The sequence below is a fragment of the Thioalkalicoccus limnaeus genome (assembly GCF_041197575.1).
Classification (GTDB): domain Bacteria; phylum Pseudomonadota; class Gammaproteobacteria; order Chromatiales; family Chromatiaceae; genus Thioalkalicoccus; species Thioalkalicoccus limnaeus.
This window is the reverse complement of record NZ_JBDKXB010000015.1, coordinates 1-19,106: the sequence shown is the minus strand read 5'-3', so window position 1 is coordinate 19,106 and position 19,106 is coordinate 1. Positions and strand designations below refer to the sequence as shown.

Below are 19,106 nucleotides of genomic sequence, written 5' to 3'. Positions count from 1 at the left end.
CGCTCACGCGTCGAGCGCGGCCATGATTTCGTCGGCGATGTCGGCGTTGTGATAGACCTCCTGGACATCGTCGAGATCCTCGAGGACCTCGACCAGTTTGAGCAGGCGTTCGGCGGTGTCGGCGTCCAATTCAGCTTGGGTCGAGGCGTTGAAGGTGATCTCGGCGGCCTCGGTGTCGAAGCCGGCCGCGGTTAGGGCTTCCTTGACCGCGGCGAAGCCGTCCGGCGTCGTAATCACGTCGAGCGAGCTGTCGTCGTTGACGACCACGTCGTCGGCACCGGCCTCCAGGGCGACCTCGATCACGGCGTCTTCATTGGTTCCGGGCTGGAAGCTGATGATGCCCTGTTTCGTGAAAAGGTAGGCGACCGAACCGTCGGTGCCGAGGTTGCCGCCGTGCTTGCTGAAGGCGTGGCGGACCTCGGCGGCGGTGCGGTTGCGGTTGTCGGTCAGGCAGTCGACCATCAGCGCGGTGCCGCCGGGGCCGTAGCCTTCGTAGCGGATCTCCTCGTAGTTCTCGCCCTCGGTGTCGCCGGCACCCCGTTTGATCGCGCGCTCGACCGTGTCGCGCGGCATGTTGGCGCCGAACGCCTTGTCCATCGCCAGGCGCAGACGCGGGTTGGCGGTCGGATCCGCTCCACCCTCGCGGGCCGCGACCGTGACCTCGCGGATCAGTTTGGTCCAGACCTTACCGCGTTGCTTGTCTTGGGCCGCCTTGCGGTGCTTGATGTTGGCCCATTTGCTGTGACCGGCCATGGTGTCTCTCTCGTGCTGGCAGGGCCGCGCGCCCGGCCTCGGGTCGGCGGCAGTCAATGACGTGATCAGATACGGAAATCACTCGATTCTATCATCGCACCGCCACGGACGGGACCAAGGCCCGAGCGAGGAGCGGGGCCAGCGCCAGCTGGTTCGTCGCGTGCGGGATGCTGTCGCTGCTCCAGATCTCAGAGACGCCGGCCGTGCCGAGCCGCGCCACCGCGTCGTCGACGAACAGCGCGTGCGTCACCAGGACCGAGATCGATGCGGGCCGGTGCTCGGCCAACGCCCGGGCCGCGACCTCGAGGGTATGGCCGGTGCTCGCGACGTCGTCGATCAGTACCAGGTGACGTCCCGCGCAATCCTGACGGGCGAAGCGGATCGCGACTTCGCGATCGCCACGGCGTTCCTTGACGCCGACGCCATAGGTGAGCCGATGCGGCGCGGCGACCGCCGCGACCCATTGCTCGGATTCTTGATCGGGCCCGACGAGATGGGGCGGCGGAAGCCCGGCGGCGCGAAAGCGTTGGTCGAGAAAGTCCGCCATCAGCGCGGCCGCGGTCAGGCTCTCGGCGCGTGCGAGCGGGACGGCCTCGGTCAGGTGATGGATTCGATGCAGGTGTGGATCGACGGTGATCAGCGCGTCGAACCAATCGGCGAGCAAGGCGCCGACGATGCGCTGGCTGACCGCTTCGCCGGGGACGAAGGCCTGGTCCTGACGCATGTAGCATAGATAAGGGGCCACCAGCGTCAGGTGCCGCGCGCCGAGTTCGCGCGCGGTCCGCGCAGCGATCGCCAGTTCGATCAGTTTCGGGTTCGGGTGATCGAGGCTGCGGTAGAAGATCAGGTCGGGCGGCAGCGGTGTCGGCAGCCGCAGACGGGTTTCGCCATCGGGAAAGCGATGGTGGCCGATCGCCGCGCAGCGGCCACCGGCGGCCTGTGCGAGGCGCTGCGCGGCGGCGAGCCCTTCGGGGAAGGCGAGGACCAGGGGGGCGTGGCCGGCGGTCATGCGACACCTTCTTCGGCGATTGTGGTCCCGGGCTCCCCGATCCGATAGCCGGGATGGCGCGCGGCCTGCGCGCGGGCAAAACGAAAGTCCGCCGGGAACTCGGCGTGGATCGCATAGAGGGCGTCGCCGGCGCGGACCGGCTCGCCGAGTCGGCGGTAGAGGTCGACGCCGGCCCCCGGGTCGAGCGGCGCGCCCGCGAGGCGCGCAATGCGCGCGATCTGGCGGTTGTCGATCGCGCAGACGATGCCGTCGTTGTCCGCGACGACCTCGTGGCGCAACGCGCCGAGGGTCGGCGGCTCGCGGTTGCGGCCCTGGGCGTCGATCAGCGCCTCCATCTTCGCCCAGGCGCGCCCGGACACCAGGATCTCCTCGGCCAGGGCTTGCCCGGCCCCGCCGCGAACCTGCGGGTCCAGTTCCAGCAGATGCCCGGCCAGTAGCAGCGATTTCGCGCGCAGATCGGCCGGGGCCTGCGGGTCGTTGCGCAGAACCTGAAGTGCGTCGCGGACCTCGAGGACCGGCCCCACGCCGCGACCGATGGGCTGGCGGCCGTCGGTCAGCAGGACCTCGAGTGTCAGCCCGAGGCTGTCGCCGACGAACTCGAAGAGCTTGCGCAGCCGCAGCGCATCCCGGGTGTGGCGGATCTTCGCGCTGGGGCCGATCGGGATGTCGACGATCAAGTGCGTCGAACCGGCCGCGAGCTTTTTCGCCAGAATCGACGCGACCATCTGGCCCGGCGAATCGAGCGACAGCGGGCGCTCGACCGCGATCAGCACATCGTCGGCCGGAGCCAGCCGGGCCGTGCCACCCCACGCGAGAAAGCCACGTTCGCGCTGCGCGATCGCGCGCAGTTCGCGCGGATCCAGCGTGACCCGGGCCAGGCATTCCATCGTGTCGGCGGTGCCGGCCGGCGACGTGATCGCGCGGCTCGAGGTCTTCGGACACAAGAGGCCATGGGCCGCGACGATCGGCACGACGATCAGCGACGTGCGATTACCGGGGACGCCGCCGATGCAGTGCTTGTCGACGACCAGCGGTTCGCCCCAGTCGAGCCGCTCGCCACTGTCGAGCATTGCGCGGGTCAGTGCTAGGACCTCGTCGCGTTCGAGCCCGGTTTGGGCACAGGCGACGATGAACGCCGACATCTCGATCTTGGAGTAGCGGTTGCCGACGATATCTTGGGCGATCGCGTGGTACTCGGCCTGGTCGAGCCGCTCGCCGTGGATCTTGCGATGCACGGCGCCGAGCGAGTCCGGCGGCTGCGCCTGGGCGATTCGTGCCGGCGTCCCTTCGGCGACGCCGAGCTGGGCGAAGGCCTGCTCGGACAGGCCGAGCTCGTCGCGGGCCGTGATCGCGGGGTCGTCGACGACATTGAGCACGGCGAGCACCGGTGGCCCATCGCCGTTGACGTGGATCTCCAGCTTGTTCAAGGCCTGAAAACCCTCGCTGCGGTAGGCTAGACAATCCCGATGCAGATAGGCGACGTTCTCGTGGTAGGTGTCGATCGCGACTCGGCGCAACCTCAAGGTCTCTGGCATGAAGCGTACTCCTAAGGATCGGGTCGGCCTCGGATGCGTCCGAAATAGGGCCAATGATCTGCGATTGGCATCGAGCGGCTCGTGCCCCTGACCAAGGCCCCCCTATTTACCCCGACCCGATTATTCCGGAGAATCCAAGGCAGGATCCAGCCCACCAACCCTCTCCGTGCCGAGTCACCGCAGGTCGACCACGTGTCCTCACAGATTGTATACGAACACCCGCTCAACGAACGTACCCGGACCCTGTTGCGGCTCGAGCATCTGTTTGCGAAGACCCAGCATTTCATGGGTGGCGATGACCCATGGGATACCCGCGGTGCGATCGAGGCACTGCTCGACATCGTCGCGATCAGCGCCCGCGCCGATGTGAGGAACGAGTTGTTGAAGGAACTCGATCGGCTCATCGCCACGCTGAACCGGGTTCGCCATCAACCCGGCGTGCACAAGGGGACGCTCGACCGGATCCTGGCTGATCTCGGTGACGTCACCAGCCGCCTGCATGACCGCGCCAGCCAGCTCGGTCAGCGCGCGCGCGAGGACAGTCTGTTGAAGAGCGTCGCCCAGCGCGTGGCGATCCCTGGCGGAACTTGCGGCTTCGACCTGCCTCTGTACCACCGTTGGTTGTCGCAACCGGCTGCGGCGCGGCGTCAGGCGCTCGCCGACTGGATGGCGGATCTGCACCCGGCCAGCGATGCGATCGAACTGATCCTGTCGCTGACGAGGACCAGTGCGGCGCCGCGGCCGATGACGGCGCCTCTGGGCTTCTTCCAAGAGGCGCTGGATCCACAGGCGCCGGCCCAGATGGTGCGCGTCGGACTCGATGGCGACGGCATCCTGTACCCGGAGATCAGCGGCCATAAAAACCGCTTCAGCATCCGCTTCATGGAGGCCCCCGCTGGCGAGAAGCCGGTCCAGTGTCGAGACGAGGTGGCCTTTACCCTGGCCTGCTGCGTGTTCTGACCCTCGTTCGGCGGTTCATCGCGATGACCTCGACCACCACTCCGGCCAGCGTTCCTTGTCCGACCTGCGGCCGGTTGGTGCCGTGGATCGAGGCGTCCACATGGCGGCCCTTCTGCAGCAAGCGCTGCCGGCTGATCGACCTCGGCGAATGGCTGAATGAAGAGCGGCGTATCCCCGTACCGGGGTCCGACGATGAATCCACGACGTCCTGGCCCGAGGCCGACACTGACGACGATCGTCGCTGATATCGGCGCGATCACGCCGATGCCCGGCGAGTAACCGAATAGAGAGACCTGCAATGCCCAGCACGCCGAGCCGAGACCTCGAGACCTTCGCCAACCCGGAACCGGGCCGTGATTATACGATCCGTATCCGGGTGCCGGAATTCACCTGCCTATGCCCGAAGACCGGCCAGCCCGATTTCGCGGAGCTGACGCTCGAATACGTTCCCGAAGCCCTTTGCGTGGAGCTGAAATCGCTGAAGCTCTATGTCTGGTCGTTCCGCGACGAAGGGGCCTTTCATGAGGCCGTCACGAACCGCATCCTCGCGGATCTGGTCGCGGCGATCGCGCCGCGCTTCATGCGACTGACCGCCGATTTCAATGTCCGCGGCGGCATCTATACGACCGTTGTCGCCGAACACCGGGCGGCCGGTTGGGCCATCCCGCCACGCGTGGAACTGCCCTGAGGTGCCGGCCGCCGATCGATTCGGCGTCGCGGGCGAGGCGCGGGCACCCTGCTGGATTGGGATCGATCTGGGTACCTCAGGCTGTCGCGCCGTCGCCATCGATGCGGCGGGCGCGCTCCTGGCCGCGGCCCGAGCCTCGTTGCCACCGTCACGCAGCGGTGCCGACGGCGGCCGCGAGCAGGATCCAGAGGATTGGTGGAGCGCGACCGTCGCGGTCCTGCGTGACCTGACGGGGCGGCTGCTGGGCCACCGCTGCCGGGCGCTATCCGTCGATGCGACCTCGGCCACGGTGCTGTTGGCGACGCCCGACGGCCACCCATTGGGGTCGGCGTTGATGTACGACGATCGCCGGGCGGTGGCCGCGGCTGAGCGGGTTGCGGCGCTCGCGCCATCGGCGAGCCCGGCGCGCGGGGCGAGCGCGAGCCTGGCCAAGGTGTTGTATCTGCGCGAGCGTCTTGCCGTGGATCGGGAGGTTCTGGTGTTGCACCAGGCCGACTGGGTTCTGGGACGCTTGGGCGCGCGCTACGGCATCAGCGATTGGAACAACGCGCTGAAGCTCGGCTTCGACCAGGTTGCCGAGGCCTGGCCCGATTGGCTGGACGGCCTTGCGCTGGCACCGGTGCGCCTGCCGGATGTCGTCGCGCCCGGCACGCCGATCGGTGTGCTTGATCCCCGTCTTGTCGAGCCGACCGGTCTCGCGGCCGGGACCGCACTGGTTGCCGGCACCACCGACAGCACGGCCGCCGTCATCGCGACCGGGATCGCGACACCGGGCGAGGCCGTCACCAGTCTCGGCAGCACGCTGGTCGTCAAGGTGCTGAGTGGCACGCCGGTCGCCGATCCATCGAGCGGTGTCTACAGCCACCGGTTCGGCGATCTGTGGCTGGCCGGCGGGGCTTCGAACAGCGGCGGGGCCGTCCTGCGCCGCTTCTTCGACGACGACCGGATCGCGCAGCTGTCGGCGCGGATGGACCCAGAGGGATCGACCGGGCTCGATTATTATCCGCTGCCGGCGCCGGGCGAGCGCTTCCCGATCGCCGATCCGACCTGTGCCCCGCGGCTGACGCCGCGCCCGGCCGACGACCTGATGTTCCTGCAAGGGCTGTTCGAGGGCATCGCGGCGATCGAGGCCGCGGGCTATCGACGTCTCGCGGAGCTCGGCGCGCCGCGCCCGACACGGATCCTGACCGTCGGCGGCGGCGCCGGCAACTCGGCTTGGGCGAGGATTCGTGCCCGCAAGCTCGGCGTGCCGGTCGGCCAGGCCCGGCAGCAGGAGGCCGCCTACGGCGCGGCTCGTTTGGCGCTGACCGCGAGCAGCGGGTCATCGCGGCCGGCGTCGGTTCCCGGCCTGTCTTAGGCGGCGCAAAGGTTGGACTCGGTTATAGTAACCGTCCTATCCGAGCCATCCGTCCTTTCCAACCTGTTCCAGGGGCATCCATGAAGGTATTGATCACAGGGAGCGCCGGCTTCATCGGTTCGGCGCTGGCAATACGGCTGTTGGACCGTGGTGATGAGGTCGTCGGCGTCGATAACCTCAACGACTATTACGATGTGGCCTTGAAACGCGCCCGTTTGGCGCGCACGCTGGATCATCCGTGCTTCACCGATCTGCGCCTCGACATCGAGGATCGCGCGGGCGTCGCGGCGGCCTTCGAGCGCTACCGGCCGGACCGCGTCGTCAACCTGGCCGCGCAAGCCGGCGTGCGCTATTCGATCGAGAACCCGATGGCCTACGTCGACAGCAACCTGGTCGGCTTCGCCCATATCCTCGAAGGCTGCCGGCAGACCGGGGTCGAGCATCTGGTGTACGCCTCCAGCAGCTCGGTCTATGGTGCGAATACCCGGATGCCCTTTTCGGTCCATGACAACGTCGATCACCCGCTGAGCCTCTATGCGGCGAGCAAGAAGGCCAACGAGCTGATGGCCCACACCTATAGCCATCTGTACCGGATCCCGACCACCGGTCTGCGCTTCTTCACCGTCTACGGCCCCTGGGGGCGGCCGGACATGGCCCTGTTCAAGTTCACGCGGGCGATCCTCGCCGGTGAACCGATCGAGGTCTTCAATTACGGACGCCACCGGCGTGACTTCACCTATGTCGATGACATCGTCGAGGGGGTGATCCGGGTCCTGGACCGGCCACCGGAACCGAACCCCACGTGGTCCGGCGCGGCCCCCGATGCGGCCACCAGCCTGGCGCCGTACCGCCTCTACAATATCGGCAACAACCAGCCGGTCGAGTTGATGGACTACATCGAGTTGCTCGAGCGGTGCCTCGGCCGCACCGCCGAGAAGCGGCTGCTGCCGTTGCAGCCCGGCGATGTGCCGGACACCTACGCCGATGTCGCCGACCTGGTCGCCGACACCGGCTATCGGCCGTCGACGCCGGTCGCCGTCGGCGTCGAGCGGTTCGTCGCCTGGTATCGCGACTACTATCGGGTTTGACCGGCTGCGGCCTGGTCCTCGGCTCGCGGTGCGGTTTGCGCACCTTGGTCGGTCAGCTCGAAGACCTGGGCGAGTTCCTCGATCAGGCCGCGCAGTTCGCCGGCCAGCAGCGTGAATCCAGCTTCGAAACGGACCAGCGGGTCTTCTTCGTCCTGCTCCTCGGCCCCCTCGAGCAACTCGTCCGCGAGCCGGAGCCGCTTCAGCGCGAGATCCTCGCCGAGCACGAAGGCCAGCCGTTCGTGCCAGTCGAGCGCGAGCTGGACCGCCTGTTTGCCGGCGCGCAGGTGGGTGGCGATCTCCTCGCCCGCGAGATCCTGACCACGGCAGCGGATCACCGACTGGGTGTCGCGCGGGTCGCGCAGTTCGCAGGCATCGCCGAGCTCGAATCCCTGGGGTCCACGTCCGCCCTTCAGCCAGTCGGTCATCCGGGTCGCGGGCACGCCGGGCGGCCGAGGCGGCGTCGCCGGCAAGGAGTCGAGGGTCTCGCGCAGCAGGCTGACCAGGTCCTCGGCGACCTTGTCGCTGGCGGCATCGACGACCAGCCAGCCGGCGACGGTATCGAGATAGGCGAGGATCCGCCGCGACCGGGTGAAGGCCCGCGGCAGCAGCTCCGCGAGGATCCCTTCGCGCAGACGCCGCCGTTCGCTGCGACCGACCGTGCGGACCTCGTTGCCTTCGATCTCGCTGACGCGTTCCTCGAGGGCTTCGGTCACGACCGAGCCCGGCAGCAGCCGTTCCTGGCGTCGCGCGCAGATCAAGAGACAACCGCTCGAGGCGTGGACGAGACGGCCGTGTTCATCGGGCCCGTCGCGAAACGGTGGTGTCCAGCCCAATGTCGCGGTCTCGAGTGGTCCGCAGGGACGAAAGCGCCGCGCCGCCAGCCGTTCTTCAAGCGCCGCCGCGGCGAGCGGGAAGGGCTCGTGCAGCCGATACAGCCTGGCATTCTTGAACATCTCAAGCCTCCTGCGATGGCAAAAGCCGCGCATTATGCGCACGGCCGGGTCGTTTTCCAAACCCCTCGACGGGACCGACCATGATCTCGAGTCGGACCACTCGCGCCGATACCTTGCGGGTCATCGTCAGCACCCGGATGCTGGTGGCCCTCGTCATGGGTTTCTCGTGCGGCCTGCCTTTGCTGTTGACCTTGTCGGTCCTGCAGGCCTGGATGACGCTGGAGGGCGTCGATCTGGCTACGATCGGGCTGTTCGCGCTCGTGCAACTGCCCTATACGCTGAAGTTCGTCTGGGCACCGTTGACCGATCGTTTCCAGTTACCGTTCCTCGGGCGCCGCCGCGGTTGGTTGTTGGTCTTCCAGATCGCGCTGATGTTCGCGATCATCGGCCTTGGTCTGACCAGTCCCGCTGCCAATCCTTGGCTCGTGGCCCTCTGCGCCCTGCTGGTGACCTTCTTCTCGGCCTCGCAGGACATCGTCGTCGACGCCTATCGGCGCGAGGCCTTGGCCGACGACGAACAGGGATTGGGCGCGTCGCTGTACGTCAACGGCTATCGCTTCGGGATGCTGCTGGCCGGGGGCGGCGGGCTGATCCTGGCCGATTTCGCGACCTTCCAGACCGTCTATCTGTTGCTCGGTCTGACCATGCTGATCGGCATCCTGACGACGCTCCTGGCACCGGAACCACCTCTGACGGCCGGCACGCCGCGATCGCTGCGCGAGGCCGTCATCGAGCCCTTCGCCGAGTTCTTCCGGCGTGGCGGCGCCCTGTGGATCCTGGCCTTCATCTTGCTGTACAAGCTCGGTGATTCGATGGCGAGTGCGATGACGACCCCCTTCCTGCTCGATATCGGGTTCTCGATGAGCGAGATCGGCGCCGTCGTCAAGCTGTTCGGCTTCTGGGCCACGGTCGCCGGCGGGTTGATTGGTGGTCTCCTGATCCTGCGCATCGGTCTGTACCGGGCGCTCTGGTTCTTCGGCCTGCTGCAAGCCTTCTCGACCGCCGGCTTCGCGGTCCTCGCGACGCTCGGGCCGAACGGGTCGGCCTTGGCGATCGTGATCGCGATCGAGAATCTGAGCGGGGGGTTGGGCACGGCGGCCTTCGTCGGTTTCATGGCCACGCTGACCGACCGACGCTTCACCGCCACTCAGTATGCCTTGCTGTCGAGCCTGATGGGGGTGCCTCGGGTCCTGGCTTCGGCCCCGACCGGCTTCCTCGCGGAGGGTCTCGGTTGGATCGGCTTCTTCATCTTCTGTACCCTGGTCGCGATCCCGGGCCTGATGATACTTCGCCATTTCAAATCCTGGGCGGATCCTCGCGCGGGTGGCTAGAATACCGCCCACCTCGAACACCGGCCCGACCAATGGAGGCCGTATCGGATGACGCGGACAGACAAAGCCGATGGGCACGGCACCGAAGGGTGATGACGCCCGGGATCTTGCGACCCCGTGTCCCGGCCGGACGCGGGGGCTGGCGCCTGGCGCGAGCCCCGCTGGACGGCCGCTTCTTCTCAACCCGGGGAGGCCCTGATGGCGAAAGCGGACCCATCGTCGCTCGCGGATCTGAGTCCGGAGGAGCGCAGGAAGGTCGAAGAACTGATGCAGCAGGATGTCAAGGCCGAGCGTCGGGTGCGCGGGCCCTGGCTGTGGCTGACATCGCTGCTCGGCGCCGCCATGGTGCTGACGTATTTTTACGGTGCCGGGGTTCAGGCACTGGATACCCAGTACCACCTGGGTGTTTACGTCCTGATCACCTTCGTGTTGATCTTCCTGCTCTATCCGGCCGGGGGACGTGTTGCGGTCGCGGCGATGTCGCTGTGGGCCGGTGCTCTGCTGGCCGTCGTTGCGAGCAGCTTTTGGCTCTTCGACTCGCCAACGGCCTTCTACGATCAGATCACGCTGTTTCGCGAGACCTGGGAGTACGACGGCTTGGCCGAGGCCTGGGCCAACGACCGCGGCGATCTGCACCTGTCGCTGCTGCTGATCGTGCCGTTCGCGGCCGTGCTCTGGCCGCTCGACCAGTGGCTGTCGCGGCGCTTTCGCCACGCGCCGACGGCGAGCGATCTGATCATGGCCCTGGTGATCGCCGCGGCCATCCTCTACTGGATCAGCCAGTTCGAGGCGCTGAACTACCGCGCCGGGGCCGAGAATCAGCTCGACCGGCTGGTCAGCATCGTCGGCCTGCTGCTCGCGCTCGAGGTCTGCCGGCGTGTGCTCGGCTGGGCCATCACGTTGATCGGCATCGCGATGATCGCCTTCGCGTTGTTTGGCCCCTATCTACCCGAGCTGTTCGCGCACCGCGGCTTCCGGTTCGAGCGGCTGGCGACCTCGCTGTTCCTGACGACCAACGGGGTCTTCGGGATCATGGCCAGCGTGCTGGCGACCTATGTGATCCTATTCATCTTCTTCGGCGCCTTTCTGCAGAAATCCGGGGCCGGCAAGTTCTTCATCGAGCTGCCACTGGCGCTGACTGGGCGCTCCGCCGGCGGTCCGGCGAAGGTCGCGGTGATGTCGTCGGCGCTGTTCGGGTCGGTGTCCGGCAGCGCCATCGCCAACACGGTGTCGTCCGGCTCCTTCACGATCCCGATGATGAAACGCGCCGGTTTCAAACCCCATGTCGCCGGCGCGATCGAGCCGGCGGCGTCGATCGGCGGGATGTTCTTGCCGCCGATCATGGGGGCCGGCGGATTCCTGATGGCCGAGCTGACCGGCATGCCCTATTCGCAGATCATGCTCTTGTCGGTCGGTCCGGCCCTGTTGTACTTCCTGTCGGTCTTCTTCATGGTGCATTTCGAGGCCAAGAAGCAAGGCTTGACGGGCCTCACCGACGAGGGTCTTCCGCATTGGCAGCAGGTCCTGCGCGACGGCTGGTTCTACGCGCTGCCGCTGGTGATCATCACAGTCTTGATGCTCAGCGGGCGCTCGCCGGGCAATGCCGCCTTCTGGGCCACGCTGTCGTGCATCGCGGTCAGCTGGGTCCGACCAGAGACCCGGATGGGACCGCGTGAGATCTGGGAGGCCATCCAGATCGGGGCGCGCAACACGCTGATCATCGGCGCGACCATCGGTGTCATCGGTGTCATCGTCGGGGTCATCTCGTTGACCGGCATGGGGCTCAAGTTCTCGGACTTGGTGATTTCGCTTGCCGGCAACAGCCTGTTCGTCGCCCTGGTCCTGATCGCGATCGCGTCGCTGGTGTTGGGCATGGGGGTGCCGGTCACGGCGGCCTATCTGATCATCGCGGTGCTCGCCGTTCCGGCGCTCGGCAACTACGGGGTCGCGGTGATCGCCGCGCACATGATCGTCTATTGGCTGTCGCAGGATTCGAACATCACGCCGCCGGTCTGCGTGGCCGCCTATGCCGGGGCTGCCATCGCCGGGTCGGATCCCTGGAAAACGGGCTGGACCGCGTTCCGTTTCGCGAAGATGCTGTACGTGATGCCGCTCTTGTTTGCCTATGTCCCAGCGATCTTGCTCGACGGCTCGCCAACCGAGATCATCGTCGCTTATTTCTCGGCGACCCTCGGGACCATCGCCTTCGGTGCCTTCGCGATGGGCTATCTGCGGCGCCGGACCAGACTGCACGAATGGCTGATACTGGGTACGGCGACCTTGCTGCTATATTGGCCGAATCTCGTGTCGGACGCGGCGGGCCTCGCGCTGGTTGCCGTCGTCTGGTGGCTCCAGCGCGATGCCAAAACGCCACCGGCAGCCGGGCTGGTGTCGACCAATTAGGGGGTAACCACGATGATCCAGATCAAGACCATCTTGTTCGCCACGGACTTCTCGCCGGGCGCGGCGCGCGCCTGCGATATGGCCCGCGCGCTGGTGCAGGCCCATGGGGCCGAGCTCGTCTTGCTGCACGTGGTCACGGAGTTGGCCGATCGCCACGCCCGGCTCGTGTCTGCGGAGGTTATCGAGCGCCTGACGGCCGAGGTCGAGCGCCATGCCGTCGAGGACATGCACCGGTTTCGCGACCAGCATTTCCAGGATGCGCCGGTCGTCACCGAGATCGTGATCGGTCGCGCCCACATCGAGATCATTCGCCAGGCGCACAAGGTCCAGGCCGATCTGATCGTCATGGGTACCCATGGTCGGGCCGGCCTCGAGAAGATGTTGCTCGGGTCGACCGCGGAGAAGGTGATTCGCAGTTCGCCGATCCCGGTTCTGACCGTCCGCGAATAGCGGGCCAAGCCAACGAGCCTTCGCGCGGCTGGAATGCCACGCCATTTGCAGTCGCCTGAGCGACTGACATCGAAGCAAAGCGGAGAGCACGTTCCCGCTTTGCGTCTTGAAAGATTGCCCGGATGGCAGTCTTTCAAGGTCCCCCACGAAGAGGATGAAACTATGAAAAAAAACCAGAAGTACCCCGGCCGAGCGGGGACCAGGTCCGCCGTCGGCGGCCTGCTCGCCGCCGCGGCGATCATCGCCTTGCTGGCGGTGCCGCTGCTCGGCTCGGCTCAGGTCCAGCGTCTGGCCTTCTCGGGCGGCCCCGATGGCGGCACCTTCCAGTTCTTCTCCAATGGCATCGCGACCTACCTGTCGCGCCACCTCGATGGCGTCGATGTCTCGAACATGGCCTCGGCCGGCTCGGTCGAGAATCTGCGACGGGTCAATGCGCGCGATGCGGATTTCGGCATCGTCTATTCGGGCGATCTGTACCTCGGAATAGCCGGAAACTTGACGAATGACACGGCGCGTTACCGTAATGTCCGCGCCGTGTCTTATCTCTACGGGGCGCCGGCGCATCTCGTGGTCCGAGCCGACTCGGGCATCAACGAGGTGCAGCAACTGGCCGACAAGCGCGTGGCCGTGGGTCCGGCCGGGTCAGGCGCGGCGGCCTCCGCGCAACGCTTCTTCGAGAGTCTCGGCCTGTGGGACAAGATCCGGCCGCAATTCATCGGCTATAACCAGGGCGCCTCGGCGCTCGGCGATCGTCAGATCGACGCCCTGTGGGTCTTCGCCGGCTTCCCGAATGCGTCGGTGATCCAGGCCGCGACCAGCAACCGGGTGCGGTTGCTCCAAGTCTACGAGGCCGCGCAACAGGGTACGCTGTTCGACGAGCATCCCTACTACGTCAAGGTCACGATCCCGGCCGGGACCTATCCGGGTGTCGATTACGACGTGGATACGATCGAGGACGGCGCGCTGTGGGTGGCCGGACGGCACTTGTCCGACGATCTGGTCGCGCGGGCCGTAAGCACCATCTACTCGGCCGAGGGTTTGGCCTTCATGCATTCGGTGTCCGAAGCAGCCAAGGCGATGACGATCGAAAGCGGCTTGAACGGCGTCGTCACGCCGGTCCACGGCGGGGCGCAAGGCTTCTGGGTCGAACAGGGCAAGACCCTGACCGACGCGCAGAAATAACGAAGAGGGCCCGGGGCGGTGGCCCCGGGCCGTGGTGTCGCAAAGATCTCAGACCCGGGCGATGCCGAGCAGGTGGGCGAGGTCCTTGAAGAAGATGCGTATGTGGGCGCCCGGTTTGGCCTTGACCAGACGCTTGTTCATGTAGGCATCCCAGGTGATGTGTTGGACGTCCGGGTCCCGGCACATGGCGACGAAGCGTTCGCGCCGCTTGTCGTTGGTGTACCAGAAGCGCTGCATGATCCCAAGCACCTGGAATACCCGGCCGTGGGCCTTCATGAAGCGCGCCCGGGCCTGGGCCAGTTCGCGCGCATCGCCAGTGGAACAGAAGCCGGCCACGGCCTCGGCCGCCAGTTGGCCGCCGACCATCGCGTAGTAGATCCCTTCGCCCGAGGCCGGGGCGACGACCCCGGCGGCATCACCGGCGAGCACCACGTTGTGCCCGTCATCCCAGCGGCGCAGCGGCCGCAACGGGATCGGTGCGCCCTCGCAGCGCAGGGTCTCGGCCTCGGCGAGCCCGGTCTCGGCGCGCAATGCCTTGACGGCGCCGCGCAACGAAAAGCCGCGTTCAGCGGTGCCGACACCGATGCTCAAGGTGTCGCCATGCGGGAAGACCCAGGCGTAGAAATCCGGCGACAGCTTCCCTTGGTAGTAGACGTCGCAGCGGGTAGGCTCATAATCGGCCGCGCCTTCCGGGGTGCGCAGGATCTCATGGTAGGCGCTGACACAGGGGATGTCGGCGGCGCCAGGGATGGCCTGGCTACCGACCCGCGAGCGCGCGCCGTCGGCACCGATCAGCGCGCGTGCGCGGACCGTGCGTGGCTCGTCGCCATCGTCGGTTCTGTAATGCAGCGTCACTTGCCCATCGGGGTCGCGCTCGAACCGTTCGAAAGTACCGTTCACGCGCTCGGCGCCGTTCGCTACCGCACGCTCGCGCAGCCATTCGTCGAACACCTCGCGATCGACCATGCCGACGTAACCGCCGTCGATCGGCATGTCGACGCGCTTGCCGGCCGGCGAGATCATCCGCGCGCTGGTGATCCGGGCCGCGAGCAGCGACTCGGGGATCGCGAAGTCACGCATCAGGCGCGGTGGGATGGCCCCTCCGCAGGGTTTGATCCGGCCGCTGCGGTCCAGCATCAACACCCGCCGTCCGGCGCGGGCCAATTCGGTCGCCGCCGTCGCGCCCGCCGGGCCGCCGCCAACCACCACCGCTTCATAGGTCTCTGAGTTGCTCATCGAGGGCTCCGCGCCGGATGGCCGGCGCTGTCAGGATCAGGTCGCCGCGACATGCAGCGCCCAGGCGCTGATCATCATGCCGGTTACGTACAGGGTCACGCCGGTGGCGTTGTACCAGGGGGCCAGTTCGCGCGGGCGTTGCAGCAGCCGGAACATCAGCGCCACCTGGGCCGCCAGGACCGCCGCTACCCCCGCCGCGTGCCAGGGTTGATCCCAGGCGACGAGGAGTCCAATCACGACCACCTGGGGCAGGGCCATGACCCAACAGGCCAGTTGGGCGGCGCGTGTAACGCCCAATTGCACCGGAAGCGAACGCAGCCCCATGCGCCGATCACCCTCGACCGACTTGAAATCATTGAGCGTCATGATGCCGTGGGCGCCGATGCTGTAGAGCACGGCCAGGGTCACACTCTGCCAGCCGGGCATGGCCCCGCCGAGCATCAGCGCGGTGCCCGTGACCCAGGCCAGCCCTTCATACGAAAACCCGACCGCGGTGTTGCCCCACCAACCATTGCGCTTGAGGCGGATCGGCGGCGCACTGTAGGCCCAGGCCAACAGGACGCCCAAGGTCGTCGCCGCCAACACCCAGGGTCCGAGAAACGACGCGACGGCCAGCGTCAGTAGACTCGTGATGATCGCGATATAGAGCCCCCATCGACCGCCGACGCGCCCCGATGGGATCGGCCGACCCGGCTCGTTGATCGCGTCGACGTGGCGATCGAACCAGTCGTTGATCGCTTGGCTGTTGCCACACGCCAGGGGGCCGGCCAGGATTACCCCTACCGCCAGCAGCCACCATTGCCCCTCGAGCGGCACGCCGGCGGCGATGACGCCGCAGGCGAAGGCCCACATCGGCGGGAACCAGGTGATGGGCTTCAATAGTTCGAGTACGGCCGCGGGTCGCGGCGGCCGTACCCCCAATTCCGGATTCAGCGTCGGCTCGTTCATCCGGAAACGTTACCCGCGACCCTTGACGATCGTCAACCCATATTTACACTTGGCGAGTTGACAGGCCGATCCGAGCCACCAATTTGGATTTCCAACGCACATGGTCTAACGTTTTCTCGTGGGTGACGCTCCGTCTGATTCAGAGAACGGCGCCCTTCCAAGACCGACAGCACGCCGAGCGCACCGTCGCTCGGCCTTCAGAAGGAAGCCCCATGGTAGCGGTTCCCTACGCGACAAGTCCTGGTAACTGGAACCAGGCGGGCGCCGTGTTTTCTGATCGAGGCGTCAATTTCTGCATCTTTTCCCGGCAGGCGACCCATGTCGAGCTCCTGTTGTTCGAGCAGGACGACAGTCTTGTTCCATTTCAGGTCGTCGTGCTGGACCCGGCGGTCAACCGGACCTTCTTCTTCTGGCATGTGTTCGTGGAAGGGCTGCCCGACGGCATCTATTACGGCTGGCGGGTCACCGGGGCGAACGACACCCAGTTCAGTGGTGGTCGTTGCGATCCCGACAAGGCGCTGATCGATCCCTGGGGCACGACGGTCAGTCATCGGCTGTGGGACCGGGGTGCGGCCTGTCGGGAGGGGGATAACACGGCGAAGGCGATGCGCTCGCAGGCGGTGCGCGACACCTTCGACTGGGGTGATGACAGCCGGCTGCACATCCCGTTGCACGATGCGATCATCTACGAGTTGCATGTCGGTGGCTTCACCCGTCATCCGTCTTCCGGGGTTCGGCATCCCGGGACCTTCCTCGGTGTCGTCGAAAAGATCCCGTATCTGCAGTCACTCGGGATCACTCATGTCGAATTGATGCCGGTGATGGCCTTCGATACCCAGGACGTCCCGCCGCACACGGCCTCGCTCGGGCTCGAAAACTACTGGGGTTACAGCACCCATAGCTTCTTTGCCCCGCACCCGAACTACAGCGTTGAGCCCTCGCGGGCGCGGGATGAGTTTCGAAGCATGGTCAAGGCCCTGCACGGGGCCGGCATCGGCGTGATCATGGATGTGGTGTTCAACCATACCGCCGAAGGGGGGGAGGGTGGACCCACGATCAGCTTCAAGGGCATCGGCAACGAGATCTTCTACCACCTCGATTTCCTCGACAAGCGCCGGTACCGTGATTACACGGGGTGCGGCAATACCGTCAACTGCAACCACCCGCTCGTGACCCGTTACCTGCTCGATTGCCTGTTGTACTGGGTGCGCACGATGCATGTCGACGGTTTCCGGTTCGATCTCGCGAGCGCCCTGGCCCGCGGCGAGGATGGCCGGCCGCAATACCACGCGCCGGTGCTCTGGAGCACCGAGCTGACCCCGGGACTGGCGCGCACCCATCTGATCGCCGAGGCCTGGGATGCCGCCGGCCTCTATCAGGTCGGCGACTTTCCGGGTTTCCGCTGGGCGGAATGGAACGGCCGCTACCGCGACCTGATTCGGTCCTTCGTCCGCGGCGACAAGGGCCTGACCGCGGAGGTCGCCACCCGGCTCGCCGGCAGTAGCGACCTGTACGCGCACCGTTGGCGCCTGCCGTTCAACTCGGTGAATTTCGTCACCTGCCATGACGGGTTCAGCCTCTACGATCTGGTCAGCTACAACGACAAGCACAACCTCGCCAATGGCGAGGATAATCAGGATGGCCACAACCATAACCTGAGCTGGAACTGCGGTGTCGAGGGAGAGACCGATGACCCAGCGGTCAACCAACTGCGTCGCCGCCAGGCACGAAACTTCATCGCGATCCTGATGCTGAGCCAGGGCGTGCCGATGGTGCTGAGCGGTGACGAGGTGCTGAGGACCAAGAAGGGCAACAACAATACCTACTGTCATAACAACCCCTTGTCGTGGCTCGATTGGGGGTTGCTCGAGCGCAATGATGACATGCTCGACTTCGTGCGCGGGTTGATCGCGCTGCGTCGCCGCCATCCAAACCTGCGCCGGACGCGCTTTCTGACCGGTCAGGTCACCAACGGCCAGGCCTTGCCGGATATCCAGTGGCACGGTCCGGAGCTCGGAGCCCCGCTGTGGGATGACCCGGAGGCCCGGACGCTGGCCTTCACACTCGCCGGGACCACGAACGACGAAGCGCCGCTGCACGTGATGTTGAACATGTCCGACGCGGAGGTCCGCTTCGCGCTGCCCCGCCTCCCGGGCCTGCGTTGGGGCCTGGCCGTCGATACCGCGCGCGGCGACCCACCGCGGGCGCCCGCTGAGCAGGCTCCGGTCGACGGCGATCGCTACCCGGTTGGCGCTAGGAGCTTGGTCGTGCTGGAGGCGCGTCGCGGCTGATCGGCGGTATCGGCTTGTCAACCGGTCGGTGGCGGCGAACCCGTTGCGATCGACCTCGCGGCAGTGGGCGGTGGCCCGTCGCGAGACGGCGCGGCTTCGACCAGGCGGCCGGCGCGAAGACGGTAGTGTCGGGTGGCCGGCGGGGCCGTGCTCGTGTCGTGGGCGATGATGAGCGCCGCGCGTGTTGCGAGCCAGGGTGCGAGGCGCTCGCGCAATCGGGCGATGGTGTCGTGGTCGAGCCCGCGAAAGGGTTCGTCGAGGATCACCAGCGGCGGATCGCGCAGGATCACGCGGGTCAGCGCGAGCCGGCGGGCCTGACCGCCGGACAGCTTGGCCCCGCCCTCGCCGACGCGGGTGTCGAGGCCGTCGGCCAGCGTCGCGACGAAATCGTCGAGACCAGCCGTGAACAAGGCCGCCCGCAGTGCCGCGTCGGTGGCGTCGGGATCCACCAGCCGCAGGTTCTCGGCTAGGCTGTCCGCGAACAGGGTCGTCTCCTGGGTCAGGGCGCCGAACTGCGCATACAGGTCATGGTAGCGCAGCTGTGCAACCGGCACGCCGCCAACTCGGGCCTCGCCGGTTTCCGGCGCGACCAGGCGCAGGGCCACGGCGGCCAGGCTCGTCTTGCCGGCGCCGCTGCGCCCGGTGATCAGGACCGTCTCGCCAGGAGGGATCGCGAGATCGATCCCATCGAGGACCAGTGGGCCATCGGCACGGTAGCGCAGGCGGACCTGCTCGAAGTGGAGATCCGGTGTCGCGCCCGGCGCACTGGCGACCGCCGGTTCCGGCAGGGCCGGGCGGGTCTCGGCGACCTCGCGCAGGCGCTGCGCGGCGCGCCGCATCTGGCCGACGCGCTGATAGGCGCCCGGCAGCAGGCCCACGGCCTCGCTCAATCCAAACACCGCAAGGACGACGAGCACGACCA

At 66.8% G+C, this 19,106-nt stretch carries 17 protein-coding genes; 10 read left to right on the top strand and 7 right to left on the bottom strand.

Annotation, left to right across the window (positions count from 1 at the left end):
* Positions 1-3 precede the first annotated feature (3 nt).
* The 3 genes from ABC977_RS11670 to ABC977_RS11660 form a co-directional block, all read right to left on the bottom strand.
* A complete protein-coding gene (locus tag ABC977_RS11670) occupies positions 4-753 on the bottom strand; it encodes a YebC/PmpR family DNA-binding transcriptional regulator (protein WP_369667440.1) in 750 nt (249 codons plus the stop codon).
* Between the two features lie 91 nt (positions 754-844).
* Positions 845-1,762 carry a ribose-phosphate diphosphokinase gene (locus tag ABC977_RS11665; RefSeq protein WP_369667439.1) on the bottom strand — a complete coding sequence of 306 codons (918 nt, stop codon included), beginning with the start codon at positions 1,760-1,762 and terminating at the stop codon, positions 845-847.
* Positions 1,759-3,297 (bottom strand): thymidine phosphorylase family protein, encoded by a 1,539-nt coding sequence (locus tag ABC977_RS11660; RefSeq protein WP_369667438.1) that lies wholly within the window; start codon positions 3,295-3,297, stop codon positions 1,759-1,761. Before ABC977_RS11660 ends, ABC977_RS11665 begins: the two co-directional genes overlap by 4 nt.
* A 192-nt stretch (positions 3,298-3,489) precedes the next feature.
* Between ABC977_RS11660 and zapD the strand changes: the two genes are divergently transcribed.
* The 5 genes from zapD to ABC977_RS11635 all read left to right on the top strand — a co-directional run bounded on the left by zapD (position 3,490) and on the right by ABC977_RS11635 (position 7,390).
* Positions 3,490-4,257: a cell division protein ZapD gene (gene zapD / locus ABC977_RS11655; RefSeq protein ID WP_369667437.1), complete on the top strand. Its 768-nt coding sequence runs from the start codon at positions 3,490-3,492 to the stop codon at positions 4,255-4,257.
* A 23-nt stretch (positions 4,258-4,280) separates the two neighbouring features.
* Positions 4,281-4,502 carry a DNA gyrase inhibitor YacG gene (gene yacG / locus ABC977_RS11650; protein ID WP_369667436.1) on the top strand — a complete coding sequence of 74 codons (222 nt, stop codon included), beginning with the start codon at positions 4,281-4,283 and terminating at the stop codon, positions 4,500-4,502.
* Positions 4,503-4,555: 53 nt separating this feature from the next.
* Entirely contained in the window at positions 4,556-4,945 is a 390-nt protein-coding gene (gene queF, locus ABC977_RS11645) for a preQ(1) synthase (RefSeq protein ID WP_369667435.1), read from the top strand.
* A 1-nt stretch (position 4,946) separates the two neighbouring features.
* The gene (locus tag ABC977_RS11640) at positions 4,947-6,302 is read left to right on the top strand and encodes an FGGY-family carbohydrate kinase (RefSeq protein WP_369667434.1); all 1,356 of its coding nucleotides are present in this window, start codon (positions 4,947-4,949) and stop codon (positions 6,300-6,302) included.
* An 80-nt stretch (positions 6,303-6,382) separates the two neighbouring features.
* Positions 6,383-7,390: an NAD-dependent epimerase gene (locus ABC977_RS11635; protein ID WP_369667433.1), complete on the top strand. Its 1,008-nt coding sequence runs from the start codon at positions 6,383-6,385 to the stop codon at positions 7,388-7,390.
* Here ABC977_RS11635 and ABC977_RS11630 read toward each other — a convergent pair.
* Positions 7,378-8,343, bottom strand: coding sequence for a recombination-associated protein RdgC (locus tag ABC977_RS11630; protein WP_369667432.1), 966 nt, complete (start codon positions 8,341-8,343; stop codon positions 7,378-7,380). The genes ABC977_RS11635 and ABC977_RS11630 overlap by 13 nt on opposite strands.
* Before the next feature lie 80 nt (positions 8,344-8,423).
* On the opposite strand from ABC977_RS11630, the gene ABC977_RS11625 reads away from it, so the two are divergent.
* From ABC977_RS11625 to ABC977_RS11610, 4 genes are all read left to right on the top strand, one after another.
* The gene (locus tag ABC977_RS11625; RefSeq protein ID WP_369667431.1) at positions 8,424-9,674 is read left to right on the top strand and encodes an AmpG family muropeptide MFS transporter; all 1,251 of its coding nucleotides are present in this window, start codon (positions 8,424-8,426) and stop codon (positions 9,672-9,674) included.
* Between the two features lie 198 nt (positions 9,675-9,872).
* Positions 9,873-12,077: a TRAP transporter permease gene (locus ABC977_RS11620; RefSeq protein ID WP_369667430.1), complete on the top strand. Its 2,205-nt coding sequence runs from the start codon at positions 9,873-9,875 to the stop codon at positions 12,075-12,077.
* A gap of 12 nt (positions 12,078-12,089) precedes the next feature.
* Positions 12,090-12,527 carry a universal stress protein gene (locus ABC977_RS11615; protein ID WP_369667429.1) on the top strand — a complete coding sequence of 146 codons (438 nt, stop codon included), beginning with the start codon at positions 12,090-12,092 and terminating at the stop codon, positions 12,525-12,527.
* A 162-nt stretch (positions 12,528-12,689) separates the two neighbouring features.
* The gene (locus ABC977_RS11610) at positions 12,690-13,709 is read left to right on the top strand and encodes a TAXI family TRAP transporter solute-binding subunit (RefSeq protein WP_369667428.1); all 1,020 of its coding nucleotides are present in this window, start codon (positions 12,690-12,692) and stop codon (positions 13,707-13,709) included.
* A 48-nt stretch (positions 13,710-13,757) separates the two neighbouring features.
* On the opposite strand, the gene ABC977_RS11605 is transcribed toward ABC977_RS11610, so the two are convergent.
* Entirely contained in the window at positions 13,758-14,945 is a 1,188-nt protein-coding gene (locus tag ABC977_RS11605; RefSeq protein WP_369667427.1) for a geranylgeranyl diphosphate reductase, read from the bottom strand.
* Between the two features lie 36 nt (positions 14,946-14,981).
* Complete coding sequence (gene chlG / locus ABC977_RS11600; protein WP_369667426.1) at positions 14,982-15,893, bottom strand: chlorophyll synthase ChlG; 912 nt, start codon at positions 15,891-15,893, stop codon at positions 14,982-14,984.
* 212 nt (positions 15,894-16,105) lie between these two features.
* On the opposite strand from chlG, the gene glgX reads away from it, so the two are divergent.
* The gene (gene glgX / locus ABC977_RS11595) at positions 16,106-18,184 is read left to right on the top strand and encodes a glycogen debranching protein GlgX (RefSeq protein WP_369667425.1); all 2,079 of its coding nucleotides are present in this window, start codon (positions 16,106-16,108) and stop codon (positions 18,182-18,184) included.
* 17 nt (positions 18,185-18,201) lie between these two features.
* On the opposite strand, the gene ABC977_RS11590 is transcribed toward glgX, so the two are convergent.
* The coding region (locus ABC977_RS11590) for an amino acid ABC transporter ATP-binding/permease protein (protein WP_369667424.1) at positions 18,202-19,106 on the bottom strand (905 nt) is incomplete at its 5' end.

Coding starts and splice junctions, on each gene's coding strand:
- ABC977_RS11670 (WP_369667440.1), bottom strand. CDS start 753: ATGGCCGGTCACAGCAAATGGGCCAACATCAAGCACCGCAAGGCGGCC.
- ABC977_RS11665 (WP_369667439.1), bottom strand. CDS start 1,762: ATGACCGCCGGCCACGCCCCCCTGGTCCTCGCCTTCCCCGAAGGGCTC.
- queF (WP_369667435.1), top strand. CDS start 4,556: ATGCCCAGCACGCCGAGCCGAGACCTCGAGACCTTCGCCAACCCGGAA.
- ABC977_RS11615 (WP_369667429.1), top strand. CDS start 12,090: ATGATCCAGATCAAGACCATCTTGTTCGCCACGGACTTCTCGCCGGGC.
- ABC977_RS11630 (WP_369667432.1), bottom strand. CDS start 8,343: ATGTTCAAGAATGCCAGGCTGTATCGGCTGCACGAGCCCTTCCCGCTC.
- yacG (WP_369667436.1), top strand. CDS start 4,281: ATGACCTCGACCACCACTCCGGCCAGCGTTCCTTGTCCGACCTGCGGC.
- ABC977_RS11610 (WP_369667428.1), top strand. CDS start 12,690: ATGAAAAAAAACCAGAAGTACCCCGGCCGAGCGGGGACCAGGTCCGCC.
- ABC977_RS11635 (WP_369667433.1), top strand. CDS start 6,383: ATGAAGGTATTGATCACAGGGAGCGCCGGCTTCATCGGTTCGGCGCTG.
- ABC977_RS11660 (WP_369667438.1), bottom strand. CDS start 3,297: ATGCCAGAGACCTTGAGGTTGCGCCGAGTCGCGATCGACACCTACCAC.
- chlG (WP_369667426.1), bottom strand. CDS start 15,893: ATGAACGAGCCGACGCTGAATCCGGAATTGGGGGTACGGCCGCCGCGA.
- ABC977_RS11620 (WP_369667430.1), top strand. CDS start 9,873: ATGGCGAAAGCGGACCCATCGTCGCTCGCGGATCTGAGTCCGGAGGAG.
- ABC977_RS11605 (WP_369667427.1), bottom strand. CDS start 14,945: ATGAGCAACTCAGAGACCTATGAAGCGGTGGTGGTTGGCGGCGGCCCG.
- ABC977_RS11625 (WP_369667431.1), top strand. CDS start 8,424: ATGATCTCGAGTCGGACCACTCGCGCCGATACCTTGCGGGTCATCGTC.
- glgX (WP_369667425.1), top strand. CDS start 16,106: ATGGTAGCGGTTCCCTACGCGACAAGTCCTGGTAACTGGAACCAGGCG.